Source organism: Streptosporangium sp. NPDC049046 (assembly GCF_040649155.1).
Lineage (GTDB): Bacteria > Actinomycetota > Actinomycetes > Streptosporangiales > Streptosporangiaceae > Streptosporangium.
Genome location: NZ_JBEZEZ010000015.1, coordinates 66,376 through 81,883, shown reverse-complemented (window position 1 = coordinate 81,883; position 15,508 = coordinate 66,376). Strand labels below are relative to the sequence as shown.

The 15,508-nt window shown below is 71.1% G+C and carries 16 protein-coding genes; 9 read left to right on the top strand and 7 right to left on the bottom strand.

Annotated features, from left to right (window positions below):
* Positions 1-65: 65 nt before the first annotated feature.
* Both AB0B96_RS22145 and AB0B96_RS22140 read right to left on the bottom strand, forming a co-directional pair.
* Positions 66-461, bottom strand: a complete 396-nt coding sequence (locus tag AB0B96_RS22145) for a VOC family protein (protein WP_350947205.1) — start codon at positions 459-461, stop codon at positions 66-68.
* 273 nt (positions 462-734) lie between these two features.
* The gene (locus tag AB0B96_RS22140; protein WP_362901315.1) at positions 735-1,694 is read right to left on the bottom strand and encodes a YafY family protein; all 960 of its coding nucleotides are present in this window, start codon (positions 1,692-1,694) and stop codon (positions 735-737) included.
* Between the two features lie 81 nt (positions 1,695-1,775).
* Between AB0B96_RS22140 and AB0B96_RS22135 the strand changes: the two genes are divergently transcribed.
* The 5 genes from AB0B96_RS22135 (at position 1,776) to AB0B96_RS22115 (ending at position 6,208) form a co-directional block, all read left to right on the top strand.
* Entirely contained in the window at positions 1,776-2,522 is a 747-nt protein-coding gene (locus tag AB0B96_RS22135) for an alpha/beta hydrolase (protein ID WP_362901313.1), read from the top strand.
* Between the two features lie 195 nt (positions 2,523-2,717).
* Entirely contained in the window at positions 2,718-3,686 is a 969-nt protein-coding gene (locus AB0B96_RS22130; RefSeq protein WP_362901311.1) for an ABC transporter ATP-binding protein, read from the top strand.
* On the top strand, positions 3,686-4,411 hold the full coding sequence (locus AB0B96_RS22125) for an ABC transporter permease (protein ID WP_362901309.1): 726 nt from the start codon (positions 3,686-3,688) through the stop codon (positions 4,409-4,411). The genes AB0B96_RS22130 and AB0B96_RS22125 overlap by 1 nt, the downstream gene beginning before the upstream one ends.
* 22 nt (positions 4,412-4,433) lie before the next feature.
* Positions 4,434-5,606: a histidine kinase gene (locus tag AB0B96_RS22120; protein WP_362901307.1), complete on the top strand. Its 1,173-nt coding sequence runs from the start codon at positions 4,434-4,436 to the stop codon at positions 5,604-5,606.
* Positions 5,603-6,208, top strand: coding sequence for a response regulator transcription factor (locus AB0B96_RS22115; RefSeq protein WP_362901305.1), 606 nt, complete (start codon positions 5,603-5,605; stop codon positions 6,206-6,208). Before AB0B96_RS22120 ends, AB0B96_RS22115 begins: the two co-directional genes overlap by 4 nt.
* 95 nt (positions 6,209-6,303) lie before the next feature.
* Here AB0B96_RS22115 and AB0B96_RS22110 read toward each other — a convergent pair whose 3' ends face one another.
* A complete protein-coding gene (locus AB0B96_RS22110; RefSeq protein ID WP_362901303.1) occupies positions 6,304-7,206 on the bottom strand; it encodes a GDSL-type esterase/lipase family protein in 903 nt (300 codons plus the stop codon).
* A gap of 164 nt (positions 7,207-7,370) precedes the next feature.
* On the opposite strand from AB0B96_RS22110, the gene AB0B96_RS22105 reads away from it, so the two are divergent.
* From AB0B96_RS22105 to AB0B96_RS22095, 3 genes are all read left to right on the top strand, one after another.
* Entirely contained in the window at positions 7,371-8,600 is a 1,230-nt protein-coding gene (locus AB0B96_RS22105) for an isochorismate synthase (protein WP_362901301.1), read from the top strand.
* Positions 8,601-8,928: 328 nt separating this feature from the next.
* Positions 8,929-9,483: a GNAT family N-acetyltransferase gene (locus tag AB0B96_RS22100; protein WP_350947196.1), complete on the top strand. Its 555-nt coding sequence runs from the start codon at positions 8,929-8,931 to the stop codon at positions 9,481-9,483.
* Positions 9,484-9,560: 77 nt separating this feature from the next.
* Positions 9,561-10,190, top strand: coding sequence for a hypothetical protein (locus AB0B96_RS22095; RefSeq protein ID WP_362901299.1), 630 nt, complete (start codon positions 9,561-9,563; stop codon positions 10,188-10,190).
* A gap of 129 nt (positions 10,191-10,319) precedes the next feature.
* Here the strand turns inward: AB0B96_RS22095 and AB0B96_RS22090 are convergent, their stop codons facing one another.
* The gene (locus tag AB0B96_RS22090) at positions 10,320-11,045 is read right to left on the bottom strand and encodes a MerR family transcriptional regulator (RefSeq protein ID WP_362901297.1); all 726 of its coding nucleotides are present in this window, start codon (positions 11,043-11,045) and stop codon (positions 10,320-10,322) included.
* Positions 11,046-11,132: 87 nt separating this feature from the next.
* Between AB0B96_RS22090 and AB0B96_RS22085 the strand changes: the two genes are divergently transcribed.
* Complete coding sequence (locus AB0B96_RS22085) at positions 11,133-11,609, top strand: DUF6194 family protein (protein WP_362901295.1); 477 nt, start codon at positions 11,133-11,135, stop codon at positions 11,607-11,609.
* A 196-nt stretch (positions 11,610-11,805) separates the two neighbouring features.
* Here AB0B96_RS22085 and AB0B96_RS22080 read toward each other — a convergent pair whose 3' ends face one another.
* The 3 genes from AB0B96_RS22080 to AB0B96_RS22070 all read right to left on the bottom strand — a co-directional run bounded on the left by AB0B96_RS22080 (position 11,806) and on the right by AB0B96_RS22070 (position 15,490).
* Positions 11,806-12,441, bottom strand: a complete 636-nt coding sequence (locus AB0B96_RS22080) for a DedA family protein (protein ID WP_350947180.1) — start codon at positions 12,439-12,441, stop codon at positions 11,806-11,808.
* A gap of 378 nt (positions 12,442-12,819) precedes the next feature.
* Positions 12,820-13,449, bottom strand: a complete 630-nt coding sequence (locus AB0B96_RS22075; protein WP_362901292.1) for a YigZ family protein — start codon at positions 13,447-13,449, stop codon at positions 12,820-12,822.
* 43 nt (positions 13,450-13,492) lie between these two features.
* Positions 13,493-15,490 carry a sigma-70 family RNA polymerase sigma factor gene (locus AB0B96_RS22070; protein ID WP_362901290.1) on the bottom strand — a complete coding sequence of 666 codons (1,998 nt, stop codon included), beginning with the start codon at positions 15,488-15,490 and terminating at the stop codon, positions 13,493-13,495.
* Positions 15,491-15,508 lie beyond the last annotated feature (18 nt).

The window sequence follows — 15,508 nt, the reverse complement described above, 5'->3', positions numbered from 1 at the left end:
GTGGCCACGTACATCGCATGCGACGGATCCCACCGACGGGGGCGGGATCCGTCACGGCGAGAAGATCAGGCGAGGTTCAGCTGCCAGGAGACGCCGAAGCGGTCGTTGGTCCAGCCGAAGCGCTTGCTGAAGCCGTAGGAACCGAGCGGCATCAGCGGTTCGCCGTTCTCCGACAGCGCCGCGTACAGGCGCTCGATCTCCGCGTCCGACTCGCACTGCACGTACAGCGAGACCGACGGGGTGAAGCCGAAGGCGTGCTCCACGTTGCTGTCGATGGCCATGTACTGCCCGCCCGCCATCGTGAACGTGGCGTGCATCACGCTGCCTTCCGCGCCGGGACCCTCGGGGCCGTAACGGAGGAGGTTGAGAATCTCGGCGTCGTCGAAGAGCGACGTGTAGAACGTCATCGCTTCCTCGGCCGCGCCCTGGAACATCAGGAAAGTGGTGATCTTCTGCGACATCGGGGCTCCCATCAGAGGGGGAATGGATGAGAATGTCCGCCGTTACGGGAACGTCCCGCTCGACGACGGCTTCGATGCCGGACCCGGCGGCCAGGAACATCGAACACGTACTCGGCAAATATTTCAGGCTCTGCTTATATAAGTCAAACTCGATACACTGGAGTGCCGACCACGCCCACCGCGCGACAGAGCAAGCGCCCATCGAAACCGGATTACATTCAACAAAAGGAACCCTTGCTCCTCATCGCTCGACGACTTCGTCCCCGGGTCGCTTCAGGGTGGGGAGGCGTCGGCGGAGGCGACGAGGCGGGCGGCCAATGCCCTGACCTCGTCGCGCAGCTCCGCGGGGGCGATCACGGTGAACGGTCGGCCGAAGCCGGCGAGCATCCGCGCCATCCCGTCCAGCCGCTCGGCCCTGGCGGACAGTAAGATCCCGCCGGAGGTCTCGGCCAACGTCGCCGTGGCGGCGGGGATCCACGCGGCGGCCTCCTCCAGGGTGGTCTCCAGCAGCACTTTGACCTCGTGCCGGTACGGCACCGCCGACAGCGATCCGACCACGTGGGCCACCGGGTCGAAGCCGTCGGGAACCTGGAAGCCCTGCTCGGTACACGCGGCGCCCGCCACCCGATCCACCCGGAACGTCCTGATCTCCCCGCTGCCGTGGTCAAGCCCGGCGACGTACCATCGGCCGGAGTGGAAGACGATGCCGTACGGGTCCAGATCGCGCTCGGAGGCGTCACCGCGCCAGGAACGGTAGGCCAGCCGGACGGTGACCCGGCGCCGGGCGGCGCCGGCGAGAGCGAGCAGCGGTCCCGCCCTCGGAGCGCTCACCCTCGGCGCCGCGTTCCCGGTGTGGCCCAGCGTCTCCGACACCGCGTCGACGCGCTCGCGCAGCGGGCGCGGGAGCACCCTCTGGATCTTGGCCAGCGCGCTCTCGGTCGCGGCCTCCCCCACCGCCAGCCCGGTCCGCCGCCCGGCCAGCAGCCCCAGCACCACGGCCGTGGCCTCGTCGTCGGTGAGCATGAGCGGCGGGAGCTTGTAGCCGGGCAGTAGCCGGTAGCCGCCGTACCGGCCCCGCTCGGCCTGGACCGGCACCCCGAGCTCCGACAGTCTCACCGCGTAGCGGCGGACCGTGCGCTCGTCCACCTCCAGCCGTGCGGCGAGGTCGGAGCCGGTCAGGCCGGGGTTGGCCTGCAGCAACTCCAGCAACGCGAGCACCCGGCCTGCGGTCATCGAAATTCCCCTCAAAAATCAGGACTGATTCTGTCCGGATTCGATCCTAGGGTGAAACCAGGCGAACAGAGGAGAGACAGTATGAGCACCTACGTCCTGGTCCCTGGCTTCTGGCTCGGCGCGTGGGCCTGGGAGAAGGTCACCGGGCCGCTGCGCGAGGCCGGACATGACGTCCACCCGGTCACGCTCACCGGCCTTGGTGACAGGGTTCACCTGGCGGGCCCCGAGGTCGACCTGGAGACCCACATCCAGGACATCGTCAACACCGTCGTCTTCGCGGATCTGACCGAGGTGATCCTCGTCGCCCACAGCGGGGCCGGCGCCCCGGTCACCGGTGCGGCCGACCGGATTCCCGAGCGCGTCGCCCGGATCGTCTACGTCGACAGCGGACCAATGGCGGACGGGATGTCCCAGCTGGACCTCCAGGAGCCCGAGTGGCGGGCGTTCGTCGAGAGGCGGGTCACCGAGCGGGGCGAGGGAGTGCACTACCCGTTCCCCTCCTGGGAGGAGCACGAGCGTGCCGGCGCCGGCCTGGAAGGACTGGGTCAGGCCGAGCGCGAGTGGCTCGCCGCCCGCGCGACCCCGCAGCCGTACGGGACCATGACCCAGCCCCTGATGCTCAAGGGGGGCGCGGACGAGCTGCCCAAGACGCTTGTCACGTGCTCGTTCCCGCTGGAGCAGGTGCACGCCATGATCGCCTCCGGTCATCCCTTCTTCACCGCGCTCGCCGGGCCCGAGTGGAGCTTCGTCGCGGTGCCGACCGGTCACTGGCCGATGGTCTCCAGGCCGCGGGAGACCGCCGCCGCGCTGGCCGCGCTGGCGGGCTGAGAGGGGACAGGCTCGGGCGGAGAACCTCGGAGAGCACGGCGCCAGGGCCCCGCGATGCCCTGGCGGACCGGCCGAGCCCGGGAGGGCCGGACATCCCGGAGTTCTCGGAAGGGCGGAGCACCGGGACATTTGTCATGACTGGCTGTGGATCGATGGATCTGCCTCGAACAACGCACGCTCCGTAGCGTCGTCCACATGACAGACGACACGAATGACGCGAATGACACGGTGTCACTCAAGGACGTGACCAAACGCTTCGGGGCGGTGCGCGCCGTGGACGGTCTCAGCCTCGGCATCCCCGCCGGGCGCACCGTCGCCCTCCTCGGTCCCAACGGCGCGGGAAAGTCGACCACGATCGCGCTGCTGCTCGGGTTGCTGACCCCCGACTCCGGGACGGTACGCGTCCTCGGGGGCACCCCCGAGGACGCGATCCGGAGCGGGCGGCTGGCGGCGATGCCCCAGGAGGGCGGCCTCGTCTCCCGGACCACGGTCCGCGAGCTGGTCGGATTCGTCTCGGGGACCTACCGGGCGCCGCTCCCCCTGCAGGAGGTGCTGTCGATCGCCGGGCTGGAAGGGCTCGCCGGTCGCAGGCTGGAGCGGTTGTCGGGCGGCCAGGCACAGCGGGTCCGCTTCGCGCTCGCACTGGCCGGAGACCCCGAGCTGATCCTGCTCGACGAGCCGACCGCGGCGCTGGACGTACGGGCCAGGCGGGAGTTCTGGGAGAGCATGCGCGCCTTCACCGCGCGCGGCAGGACGATCCTGTTCTCCACCCATTACCTGGAGGAGGCCGACGAGTACGCCGACCGGGTCGTGGTGGTCGACAAAGGCCGGATCGTGGCCGACGGCACCAGCGGGGAGATCAAGCGGCTGGTCGCGCTGTCCACGGTCAGCGTCACCGCCGGTGGGGGCAGTGCCTTCCTGGAACGCCTGCCCGGGGTCGTCTCCGTCGAGATCCGGGGGGAGCGAGCCCACCTGCGTACCCGCGACGCCGACGCCACCGTCGTGGCACTGGCGGCGGCGGGAGGCGTACGAGACCTCGAGGTCGTTCCCGCCGCGCTCGAGGACGCCTTCCTCGCACTGACAGGGCAGGCGGGCCAGGCAGGACCGACAGGACAGGCGGAACGGGCAGGGCGGGCACCGAGACCGTCGGAGGTGGAGGTCTGATGCTCGGCTACGTCCGCCTGGAGGTCACCAGAATCCTCCGCGACCCCGGATACGTGATCATGGGTTTCGCGATGCCCGTGACGATGTACCTCGTCTTCACCAACCTCGGAGTGGCGGGCGACGACCGCGTCTGGGCCGCCCTCTACATGATGGTCAACATGGCCGCCTTCGGCGCGATCGGCTCGGCCTTCAACAACGGCGCCGGCATCGCCGAGGACAGGACCGCGGGCTGGCTGCGGCAGCTGCGGACCACTCCCCTCGCCCCGGTACGGGTGGTCGCGGGCAAGGCGGCGACCGGTGTGCTCATGGTGCTGCCCGCGATCACCGGGGCGTGCCTGTCGGCGGCGCTGCTCAACGGGGTACGGCTGGAGGTCTGGCAGTGGATCTCGATCGTGCTCCTGCTCTGGGTGGGTTCCCTGCCCTTCACCCTGCTCGGCATGGCCCTCGGCTACCTGTTCAGTGGCCAGACCGCCGCCGTGTTCACCATCGCGGCCAACATGACGATGGCGATCGTCGGAGGGCTGTGGCTGCCTACCGAAGGCTTCCCCTCCTGGCTGAGGACCGTCGCGCAGTGGACGCCGAGCTTCGGCTACGCCGACCTGCCGCGCAAGGTCGCCTTCGGCGAGACCCCCGGGGCCGGCACGGCGCTGATCCTGACCGGCTGGCTGGTCGTCTTCGGAATCCTGGCGGTGTACGGCTACCGCCGGGCAGGGCGCGCGCGATGAGCCGCGTGATAGGAGTGACCCGATGAGCGGGAAGGCGGAGCGGCCCCGGGAGGTGCGGGTGAAGGGGCCACAGGCTGTGGAGGTGACGGGCGGGAAAGAGGCCAGGAAGGGGCGGGAGAAGATGGCAGGGAGGGAGGGCTCACAAAGAGGGGGAGGCGGACCTGGAGAGTTCGCCTTCTACCCGTGGCTGATGCTCGCCTACCCCCCGATCAGTGACCTCGCGGCGGGCCACGTGCGGCCGGTGGTGCCGGCCGCGCTGGGCGTCGCCGCCTTCGCCGTCCTGTACGTGCTGTGCGTCCGGCTGGCCTTCCACAACGGGCGGCGCGCGGCGACCGTGGCGCTGGCCGGGCTGCTCACGGTGGCCTTCCTGCTGCTGGCGGGCTTCGCGCACAACTGGTTCTACCTCGCGCCGCTGATGACCATCGCCTGCGGGGTCGTACTGCGCGGCCGATCCGTCTACGTCATCCTCACCGCGCTCACAGTCGCGCTGGTGGCGGTGATGTGGCGCTCGGGGGCGAGCTGGCAGAGCATCTCCCTGGCCAGCTGGGGGACGACCACCGGCGGCCTCGTGGTCAGTGTCGTCCTGAAGCTGTTCTCCGTGATCGCCGAACTCCAGGAGACCCGCGAGGAGCTGGCCCGGGTCGCGGTGGCCGAGGAGCGGCTGCGCTTCTCCCGCGACCTGCACGACCTGCTCGGGCACACCCTGTCGGTGATGGTGGTCAAGGCGGAGGCCGTACGACGGCTCGCCCCCCGCGACGCCGAGGCCGCGGCGCGGCAGGCGGCCGACATCGAGGCCGTCGGCAGGGAGGCGCTCACCGAGGTGAGGGCCGCGGTCACCGGCTATCGGGGCCGAGGGCTCGACGCGGAGCTGGCCTCGGCGCGCACGGCCCTGGCCGACGCGGGCATCACCGCCACCGTCACCGTCACCGGGGAACGGCGGGCACCGGAGGCCGACGCCCTGCTGGGCTGGGCCGTGCGGGAAGGGGTGACCAACGTGGTCCGCCACAGCGCCGCGGGCACCTGTGAGATCCTCCTGGAGGGAACGACGCTGGAGATCCGTGACGACGGCCGGGGACGCGGCGGGAGCCCGGCGGGCAACGGCCTGCGCGGCCTGACCGAGCGGGTCGTCGCACTCGGCGGGACGCTGGAGATCCATGACCACGACGGCTTCCTGCTGAGGGTGACGCTTCCATGATCAAAGTGCTGCTCGCCGAGGACCAGGGCATGATGCGCAGCGCGCTCGCCCTGCTTCTCGACCTGGAGGACGACATCGAGGTGGTCGCCACGGTCACCAGGGGCGACGAGGTCGTGCCGGTCGCGCTCGCCGTGCGACCCGACGTCGCCCTGCTGGACATCGAGATGCCGGGAGCGAGTGGCCTGGAGGCCGCGGCCGGGCTGCGGGACGGGTTGCCGGGCTGCAAAGTGCTGATCCTGACCACCTTCGGCAGACCGGGCTACCTGCGGCGGGCGATGGAGGCGGGCGCCGCCGGGTTCATGGTCAAGGACGGTCCCGTCGAGGATCTCGCCGCGGCGATCCGCCGGGTCCTGGCCGGCGAGAAGGTGATCGACCCCGTACTGGCCGCCGCCGCGCTGAGCACCGGTACCAGCCCGCTCACCGATCGCGAACGGGACGTGCTCGCCGCGGCGGCCGACGGCGCGGCGATCTCCGACATCTCACGGCGGCTGCACCTGTCGGAGAGCACCGTGCGCAACTACCTGTCCGCCGCGATCGGCAAGACCGGCACCCGCAACCGCATCGAGGCCGCCCGCACCGCCCGGCACAACGGCTGGCTCTAGACCACCCGCCTCACCTCCCCCGAAACGGACCGACCACGAGGGAGACCCGGCGCCGTGCGCAACGGAGGCGCGCACGGCGCCGGGCAGGGCCGAGATCAAAGAACGGGGGCCGGGGCCGGGACGGGCCCGGTGTCGCCCGCTGTGTCGTCCGCTGTGTCGTTCTCGGTGAGCCAGTCGCGCATCATCGCGTAGGTCTTCTCCGCGATCAGCTTCTGGCCCGCGGCGTTGGGGTGGAAGAAGTCCCACTTGCTCAGGTGTCCGGTCGTGAAGCGCTGCCTGAAGACCTCGTTGCCGTCGAACCTGCAGGCGGGGCCGTACGCCGCGCAGACCCTGGCGAGCGCGGCGTTGTAGTCGGCCACCCTGGCTCGCACGCGGTCACGGCGCGCCTGGTCGGCCACCGAGGTCGAGGTGGGCCGCGCCAGCATGGTGGGGCAGATCCGGCCCACCGCCCAGAACCCGCGCGCCACCGAGTTCTTCCTGCCGATCTGCCACAGCCGCTTGAGGTCGGGGATGCTCGCCACGAACACCCGGCCGCCGGGGCGCCCGGCACGGAACAGCGCCAGGGCCTCGGCCACCCGCCTCTCGTAGACGGCCACGGGGGTCATCAGCCGTTCGGCGGACACGCAGGCGTCCTGGGCGCCGATCAGCACCGTCACGTAGTCGGCACGCCGGCTGACCGCCCGGGCCACCTGCCCGGCGAGGTCGGCGCTGGTGGAACCGGGGACGGCGAGGTTCACTGTGCTCCCGGCGACCACGTCCGCGGCCCGCAGCCTCACGTACTGACTCTGGACGCTCGGATGGTCACCGGTGGACCAGGAGCGTGAGGCGCAGGTGAGGTACCAGCCGCAGGCGTTGAACCCCGCGCTGATGGAGTCGCCGAGCGCGGCCATGACCACCGGCCGCCAGGGCTCCGCCGTCCGGGTGGCTCCGGCCGGGGGCGCCCAGGCGGTCATGAGGGCGGCCAGCCCTGTGAGTGCTGTCACAGTCGTGCGAAGCATGACACCTCCGCTGAGAGATCGCGTCTGCTTCGGATGTATCACCGCAGGCCAGGACGGTAGAGTCTGTTGACCGAGTGCCTTGGTTTTCTTGACAGCGCGTGGCGGATGTGCTGGCGGGCATACTGCCGTCGAACACGTTCAGTTCCCCGCATAGAGTGGCGGAGGTGAGTGTAGCGCTCGGATCAACCCGTCCTCTCGTGGTGACGACCACCCCCATCGACGACCCCGGTGACCTGTTCACCCGACTGCCCGAGGCCGCCCCCTACGCCTGGGTGAGACACGGAGAGGGCCTCGTCGCCTGGGGCGAGGCCGTCCGCCTGACCGTGCCGCCCGGTCCGGGCCGTTTCGACTGGGCCCGCGACCGGCTGTCGGGCCTCTTCGGTGAGGCGCACGTCGACGACGACGTGACGGCGCCCGGCTCGGGTCCCGTCGCCTTCGGCTCCTTCACCTTCGATCCGGAGGCGCACGGCTCGGTTCTCGTCGTCCCCCAGACCATTCTCGCCCGCCGCGACGGCCGCGCCTGGCTGACCACCGTCGGCGAGCGGCGGCTCGACGCGGTCACCCCACTCCGCGCCCCCGGCAGGATCCGCTACGGCGACGGCAGCCTGACCGCGCCCGAGTGGGAGCACGCCGTGGCCAGGGCCGTCCGGCGTATCAGGTCGGGCCGGCTGGAGAAGACCGTGCTCGCCCGCGACCTGACCGCCGTCGCGGAGCGTCCGATCGACGTCCGGCTGCTGCTCGCCCGCCTGTCCGGACGCTACCCGGAGTGCTACACCTTCTCCTGCGCGGGGCTGGTCGGCGCCACGCCCGAACTACTGGTCCGGCGCGCCGGGGAGACCGTCGAGTCCCTGGTGCTCGCCGGCACGATCCCGCGCGGCGCCGACGAGGCCGACGACGTGGCGCGCGGCACGGCCCTGTTCGCCTCGGAGAAGAACCGCTACGAGCACGCCTGCGCGGTCGCCTCGGTGCGCGAGGCGCTCGACCCGCTCTGCGCCGAACTGAAGATCCCCGAGGAGCCCGAGCTCCTGGTGCTCTCCAACGTCCAGCACCTGGCCAGCCCGGTGCGGGGACGGCTGTCGGACGGGGCCTCGGTCCTTGACGTGGTGGCGGCCATGCACCCGACCGCCGCCGTCGGCGGCACCCCCACGGGAGCGGCTCTCGGCGTCATCCGCGAACTGGAGGGCATGAACCGCGCCGGGTACGCGGGCCCGGTGGGCTGGATCGACGCGCGGGGCGACGGTGAGTGGGGCATCGCGCTGCGCTGCGCCCAGATCGAGGGCCCCACCGCCCGGCTGTTCGCCGGCTGCGGCATCATGGGCGACTCCGATCCCGCCTCCGAGCTCGCCGAGGCCGAGGCCAAGTTCCGGGTGATGCGATACGCCCTGGAGGGCTGAGGCCGATCCGGCGCCCTCCCCTCCCGTCCTGGAGAGGCGGGCCGTTCCTCCTGGCCGTCTCCCGGCTCCGAGGGCGGGCCGATTCCCCTTTCCCGCACCCTCCCCCGGGAGAGCGTGGGCGGTCACGGCGGGTGCCGCCCGCCCTCCTTTTCTGGAGACACCAGGGAGACGTCCCGGCTATCCCCGCCCTGCTTCGCCGCTACCCGGTGAATAGGCGTACTCTCACAAGTGCAATACGTCGGATATTTCCAGCAAGAAACCGATATTTCTCCAGGTCGGCGTCCTCTCGTCGCCGTATGGCCGGTCAACTCGTCAGGGAGAGGAAAACATGGCCCTACTGACCACCGCCCGCCTCACGGTGCGTGACTGGAGTCCCGACGACGCCGCCGAGGCCCTCGCCATCTACGGTGCCCCCGAGGTCACCCGGTGGCTCTCCCCCGCGATGACGCAGCTCGAGGGCGAGCAGGCGATGCGGGCCACGCTGGAGTCGTGGGACCGTAACCGCAGCACCCTCACGCCCCCGCTGGGCCGGTGGGCGATCGTCCGCAACTCCGACCAGCGGGTCGTCGGCGGCCTCTCCCTGCGCTACCTGCCTCCCGACGAGGAGGACATCGAGATCGGCTGGCAGCTCTCCCCCGACGCCTGGGGAAAGGGCTACGCCACCGAGGCCGGCCGCGCCCTGGCCGCCTGGGCGTTCTCCATCGGCGCCCACGAGCTGGTCGCGGTCGTCCGGGTGAACAACGACCGCGGCGCGGCGACGGCCAAGCGCATCGGCATGCAGTGGGTCGGGGAGACGGACAAGTACTACGAGACGCGTCTCAACGTCTACCGGCTCTGGCCCAGCGACCTCTCCCCCGCCGACAAGGACCCGCTCCGCCCCTGAGGCTCCGATGCCAGGAGCCCTCTGGGAAATACGGGAACCTCCGAGGCGTGCCATGCCGCTGTTACTACGCTGGGTCGATGACCGATCAAACGATCTCCGCGGGTGGTCGGGCGACGAACCTCGATCTTGAGTCCGTCCTGGCCTCGAGGTGGGCTGTTCCCGAGTCCTTCGACGCTGAGGAGTTCCGTCGAGCCGAGGCGTTCTGGCAGGCACGGCGCGCGGAGGACGAGCGGCTCCTGCGGGTCCGCGCCGCGGCGGCCCACCTTGTCGAGTCCTGGACGGGGCACACGCCGCGTGACGTCGGCTCCTTCGGGATCCAGCTCAACCTTCAGACCAGTGATCTGGACCTGGGAATCGGCTACCCGATCGCCGGTCGCGAGGAGCTGATGGCGGCGCTCGCCCCGCACGCCGCCTTCAAGGGCGAGCGCTTCACCCGGTTCACCACCACCCGGCTGGTGTTCTCCTTCGAGGTCGACGGCGTCGAGATCGACCTGTCGGCGCTGACCGAGGAGGACTTCGTGGTCGCGTGCCGCATGCTCGACGAGATCGACACCGGCATGAGCCGCCAGGAACGGATCGCCCACACCTGGGTCAAACACCTGCTGCGCGCCACCGGCCGGACACGGGAGTACGCGGCCTGGAAGCTGGCCACCTACTCCCGCTACTGCCCGGAGTTCAACTGGGTGCCCATCTCCGAACCCGCCTGAGGTGCAGCGGGTCAGGTGCCGCACGGATCAGCCGCGTTGATCAGTGCCCAGCCTGTCGTGGCCGCCCACCGGCTGTGCTCATGGACGAGCCGGTCGGCGACCTGCGTGCGTGGAGTAGAAAGCCGGGACTCAGGCCCGTACGTCCACGGCGGTCTCCCTGGAGGCGCCCGCCGGCGGGATCAGCGTGCTGAGCACGGCGGCGGCGTCGAGGAGGGCTCTGGAGCGGGCGTCGACGCTCGCGTCCCTGGCGGCCAGCGTGGTCATCACCTCGTCCCAGCGGCGGGTGCGCCGCAGCTCCGGCATCAGGGCCCGGAGCGGGGCGACGCGGTGGCCGGCCAGGCGTAGCTGATGGACGATCCGCGCGTCCCGGACATCGTCCGGGAAGTATCGCCGCGGTCCTCCCGGGGAGGCCCGGCGGGGGACGACGAGGCCCTCCGCGTCCCAGTGCCGCAATGTCGAGGGGCGCACGCCGAGCGCGGCGGCGAGTTCGGAGACGCTCATGACATCCGAGGGGCGTACGTCGCCGATCGTCTCTCCGGAGATCGTCGCGGCGGCCTCCCTCGCCAGCCTGAGCTCCCGTCGTTCCGTGTCGAGCCTGGCGTGCGCCGCGTCGAGCAGGGCGAGCACCTCCGAGGCTGGGCGCGCGTGCGCCGCGCGCATGATCCTCCTGGCCTCGATGGGCCCCGTGGCCTCGGCGAGGGCCCGATAGGCGAGCGCGGAACGCAGATGGGCCTCGCCGTAGATCCGGTATCCCGTGCCGGTGCGCGTCGCCGGGGGCAGGACGCCGTCGCGTTCGAGATTGCGCACCTGCTGGACGGAGTATCCGGCCTGTCGCGCGACATCGACCGTCCGCATATTTCCTGATTTGCGGCTTTTCACCCCTCTACCTCGGGGTGTTCGGGGAAAAGTCTCCACAACCACATGAATGAAACGCTACAACGCATGAGTATCGACGAGATCATCGAGTTCCTCACCGGCCTCGACGGGGTTCTCACCCTCAGGCCCGCGCCCGGTGACGGTTCACCCGAGATCAGCTGGGGTGACGCGTTCTTCTACTACGCGCCCGACGGCGAGGTCCCGAAGGCGACCCAGCCCTTCGCGACGATCGTGACGAAGGACTATCCGGACGACGAGCTGTCGCGTCTGAACCGTCCCGGTGTCTTCCGCCTGAACCTCTTCGCGGGAAAGGACGCCTTCGTCGGCTGGACGGGCCGCCGGCCGCGTGACACGGCCACGGACGAGGCCGACCCCAGCGTGATCGACTCCGTGATGGCGCACCCCGTCTACGGCCCGCTGGGCTGGCTGGCCGTGGTGAATCCGGGGCCGCGGACCGAGGCTGCGGTCCTGGAATTGCTGCGCACGGCCCACGGCCTGGCCCGCTCGCGCCACCGGCGACGCGCCGGATCGGCGTCACCCTGATCACCGATCCCCGCCGCACCGTTGCCGGCCCTTCGACAGCCCCTCTCCCTCGCCGGCGCCCACAGACCTCCGGAACGCGCGGAAAAGGTGTCGCGAACGGGAAAGGACCCGCCGGGAGAGGCGGGGAGCGCCCGGGGTGACAGACCCCGGGCGCTCCCCGCCCGCGCCGGGCGGGCCCTGATCGGAGTGTTCGCGGCTAAGCGTGGTGCCTGCCCTTGCGTCTGTCGGACAGCTTGACCACGATGAAGACAATCATGGCGAGGATCACGATGCCCAGCACCGACTTCGACACCACCCCCATGTACTCCTCGACCAGCTCCCACTGCTCACCGAGCAGGAACCCCGCCATCACGAAGGCCGTGTTCCAGATGAGGCTGCCCAGGGTGGTGAGGAGCGTGAAGATCATGATCGGCATGCGCTCGATCCCCGCAGGGATCGAGATCAGGCTGCGGAAGATGGGGATCATCCGTCCGAAGAAGACGGTCTTCCTGCCGTGCCTGGCGAACCACGCCTCGGTCTTCTCGATGTCGGAGACACTGACCAGCGGCAGCTTGGAGGCGATGAACACCACGCGCTCCCTGCCCAGCAGGGCTCCGACCCCGTACAGCGCGAGCGCGCCGACCACCGATCCCAGGGTCGTCCAGAGCACGGCGTCGAACAGCCCCATGTTCCCCTTGCTCGCGGTGAAGCCCGCCAACGGCAGGATCACCTCGCTGGGCAGAGGCGGGAACAGGTTCTCAAGTGCGATCGCCAGCCCCGCCCCGGGCGCACCCAGGGTTTCCATAAGGTTGATCGCCCATCCGGCGACTCCGTCGAGATTCGGTGAACTCATAGGGACAAGGCTACGGAGAGCTGCGTACGGTCTGGATGAGGAACGCCGCCTTCCTCACCTGGTGTGCGCCGCGGAGCTCGGCTGCGGAAAACCGCAGCCGAGCTCCGCGCGGGCGTGACGACCGGATGTCGTTCGAGGTTTTCCCACGTCAGAGGGGAATCGGACGGTCAGGGCGGGGGCGACGGTGGCACGGAAGGATCCCGTACCGCCTCCGAGGACGGGCGGCCATGGCCGTCGGCCGGCACCGTCACCCCGTCCGAGTGTGACCCATCCCACATTTATTGCCGACGGGAACGGCGCGTGCCGAGGGCTTTCCCGGGGAAGGGGCGCCGCCTTTCAGCCGGGCCCGGCCTGCGACAGGCACAGGACGGGTGCGGGTCAGGCGTCCCTGAGGTGGACCGCCTCGCCCGGCTCGATCCCGGCGCGGCCCGCGGTCAGCGTCGCGACCCAGCCGGGAAAGGCGGGCAGATCCCGCTCGCGCACCGCGACGCGGAAGCCGACGTCCGCGCCGTAGCGGACCTCTCTCACCTCGTACGGCGAGGCGTGCAGGTCGTTCTCCAGCCGCCCGGCCCTGACGTGGTCCACGGTCACGGTCATGACCCTGGCGGGCACCATGCCGACCAGCGGCGTGAGGTCCAGCGTCTTGCCGACCGAAGAGCCATACGCGCGGACCAGCCCTCCGGCGCCGAGTTTCACCCCGCCGAAGTATCGGGTGACCACCGCCACCACGTCGGCGACGCCCCGGCGCAGCAGGGTCTCCAGCATCGGGGTCCCCGCGGTGCCGCCGGGCTCGCCGTCGTCGTCGGCCCGCTGGACCCGGCGGTCACCGCCGATCACGTACGCCGAGCAGTTGTGCGTGGCGTCGCCGTGCAACCGCCTGCGGGCGGCGACGAACTCCCTCGCCGCCTCCTCTGAGGAGACCGGGCCGACCGTGCACAGGAACCGGGAGCGCTTGATCTCGATCTCGTGTTCCACGGTCTCCCGCGGAGTCAGGTACGGGTCGGGCACCCGGCAAGGCTATCCGTCCGAGTGCCGCCCAGGGACACGACGCTCAGCGTGCCGCCTGGAAGGCGCGGCCGGCGCGGGTGGCGGTCCCGTCGCCGCGGAACAACCCGCTGCCCGGCTCGGTCTCCGAGGAGGGCAGGCCGAACCAGGCGTAACGTCGCACGTACGGCAGGGAGGCCAGCATCCTGGTGGAGGCCGTGACGAACGCGGCCTGCTGGGCGTCACTGGCGTAGCGGGTGCCGTTCGAGAAGTCGATCAGGGCGTACTCGGTGAGCCAGATCGGCTTGCGGTAGCGCTGGTACACGGCCTGGATGTACGACTTGAGCTGGTTCACCGCGGGCTGGGGACGGAAGTCCGCCCCGTACCAGTGCAGCGCGATGAAGTCGACGCGGTAGTCCCGCTCCTTGGCTCCGGACATGAAGCGGTCCAGCCAGCCGCCCGGGGTGTCGGCGCCGAACGCGACGGAGGGGCTGCCGAGCACGCGGCCCGCGGACATGAGGTCCGGCCAGAGCGACAACGCCTCCTCCACGGTCATGTTGGCCTGCTCGGGCAGGTCGGGCTCGTTGAAGGCGAGCAGGTAGGGCCCGGCGCGCCTCGCCTGGGCGAGGTTCTCCGGCGTGACGCTGCCCGCCCCCCAGATCATCGGGACGAACCCGTCCGCCCTGGGACCGGTGACGCCCTCGCGGCGCGTGGACCAGGTGTAGTACCAGCTCGCGCCGGACTTCGCGAGGGCCGAGCTGAGGCCGGGCATCTTCCATACGCCCACCCCCTTCCTGGGGGAGGTCACGACCGCGGGCGGCGGGGTCGGCGTGGGAGTGGGAGTGCGGGAGGCTCGCCTGCGGCTGGGCGCGGGGGACGGGGAGGCTTCGGGGGTGGCGCGCGCCGACGGCGTCCGCGCCGGGGGCGGCGACAGCGAGACCGCCGGCGCGGGTACGGCGAGCGAAGGAGCGGGCTCGGGGGCGGGAGCCGTGAACTGCCCGAACACCAGGACGCCCGCGACGACGACGGCCACCGCGCCGCCGATCGCGGCAGGGGCGGAGGGCAGGGAGGCCGACAGGCCCGTCCGCGCCGTCTCGGTCGCCTTGAGGGCGTGCGCGCCGTGGGAGGCGGCGTGCGCCACCGCCTCGACGGCGGGGGGAGCGGCCTGGAGATGGTGCAGGGCGAAGCCGACGGGGACGGGCAGCAGCGGCAGCCCACTGAGCAGCCGGTCGATGGGCAGCAGGCCCGCGGTGTGCCCCTGGCAGACGGCGCAGTCACGGATGTGCCGGGCGAAGCGCTTGCGCCACAGCGGGCTGGGGAGGCCGTCCCAGTTCGCGGTGAGGGCGCCGAGCCCGGGGCATCCCGAGCCGGCGCGCAGCGCCCGCACGATGGTGCGCGCCGTCTGGACCTGTTCCTTCATCCGCTGGACGCGTACGGCGGTGTGGCGCCCCGACAGGCCGAGGGCTCCGGCGAGATCGGCACGGTCGAGTTCGCCGGTCTCCTCGAGCCACCACAGGGCGAGGAGCGCCTGGTCGTCGCCGTCCAGCCAGCGGGTGGCCTCGGCGACCTCGCGGCGCTGGTCGGTGAGCCCGAGCCTCAGGATGGTCACGGCGGCGAAGTCCGAGGCGGGGTCGGGCACCTCCTCCGCGGTGTCGAGGTCCGCCCTGCGGTGCTGGGTGGTCCTGCGATCCTGCTCGTGGTCGCGCACCTGGCGGACGGTGATGGCCACCAGCCAGGACCGGTATGCCTGCGGGTCGCGCAGGTCGGGCAGCGCGCGGACGACCCGCAGGAACGTCTCCTGGACCACGTCGTCGACGTCGGTGTGGCCGTTCAGCGCTCGCCCGACGATGTTGTAGACGAGCGGGAGGGAGTCGGCCACCAGCGCGTCCAACGCCTGCTGGTCCCCGTCGCGTGCGGCGGCCACCATCGCCGTGTCGGGTCCGCCCCTGCCGGTTCCGCGCATCGCACTCCGCTTCCTGTCGCCGTCCACGGTCATCGCCCCCGAGCCGCTCCGGGCGGCGCGCAGGGACGATTCTCTCCATAACCCCTCATAGCGGAAGACCAACGAGCCCCCTCTATGGAG

Bases quoted from the DNA above. Each gene is read 5' to 3' on its own strand.
- AB0B96_RS22135 (WP_362901313.1), top strand. From the start codon at position 1,776: ATGAGCACCTACGTCCTGGTCCCTGGCTTCTGGCTCGGCGCGTGGGCC.
- AB0B96_RS22140 (WP_362901315.1), bottom strand. From the start codon at position 1,694: ATGACCGCAGGCCGGGTGCTCGCGTTGCTGGAGTTGCTGCAGGCCAAC.
- AB0B96_RS22120 (WP_362901307.1), top strand. From the start codon at position 4,434: ATGAGCGGGAAGGCGGAGCGGCCCCGGGAGGTGCGGGTGAAGGGGCCA.
- AB0B96_RS22100 (WP_350947196.1), top strand. From the start codon at position 8,929: ATGGCCCTACTGACCACCGCCCGCCTCACGGTGCGTGACTGGAGTCCC.
- AB0B96_RS22090 (WP_362901297.1), bottom strand. From the start codon at position 11,045: ATGCGGACGGTCGATGTCGCGCGACAGGCCGGATACTCCGTCCAGCAG.
- AB0B96_RS22080 (WP_350947180.1), bottom strand. From the start codon at position 12,441: ATGAGTTCACCGAATCTCGACGGAGTCGCCGGATGGGCGATCAACCTT.
- AB0B96_RS22145 (WP_350947205.1), bottom strand. From the start codon at position 461: ATGTCGCAGAAGATCACCACTTTCCTGATGTTCCAGGGCGCGGCCGAG.
- AB0B96_RS22130 (WP_362901311.1), top strand. From the start codon at position 2,718: ATGACAGACGACACGAATGACGCGAATGACACGGTGTCACTCAAGGAC.
- AB0B96_RS22125 (WP_362901309.1), top strand. From the start codon at position 3,686: ATGCTCGGCTACGTCCGCCTGGAGGTCACCAGAATCCTCCGCGACCCC.
- AB0B96_RS22115 (WP_362901305.1), top strand. From the start codon at position 5,603: ATGATCAAAGTGCTGCTCGCCGAGGACCAGGGCATGATGCGCAGCGCG.
- AB0B96_RS22085 (WP_362901295.1), top strand. From the start codon at position 11,133: ATGAGTATCGACGAGATCATCGAGTTCCTCACCGGCCTCGACGGGGTT.
- AB0B96_RS22110 (WP_362901303.1), bottom strand. From the start codon at position 7,206: ATGCTTCGCACGACTGTGACAGCACTCACAGGGCTGGCCGCCCTCATG.
- AB0B96_RS22095 (WP_362901299.1), top strand. From the start codon at position 9,561: ATGACCGATCAAACGATCTCCGCGGGTGGTCGGGCGACGAACCTCGAT.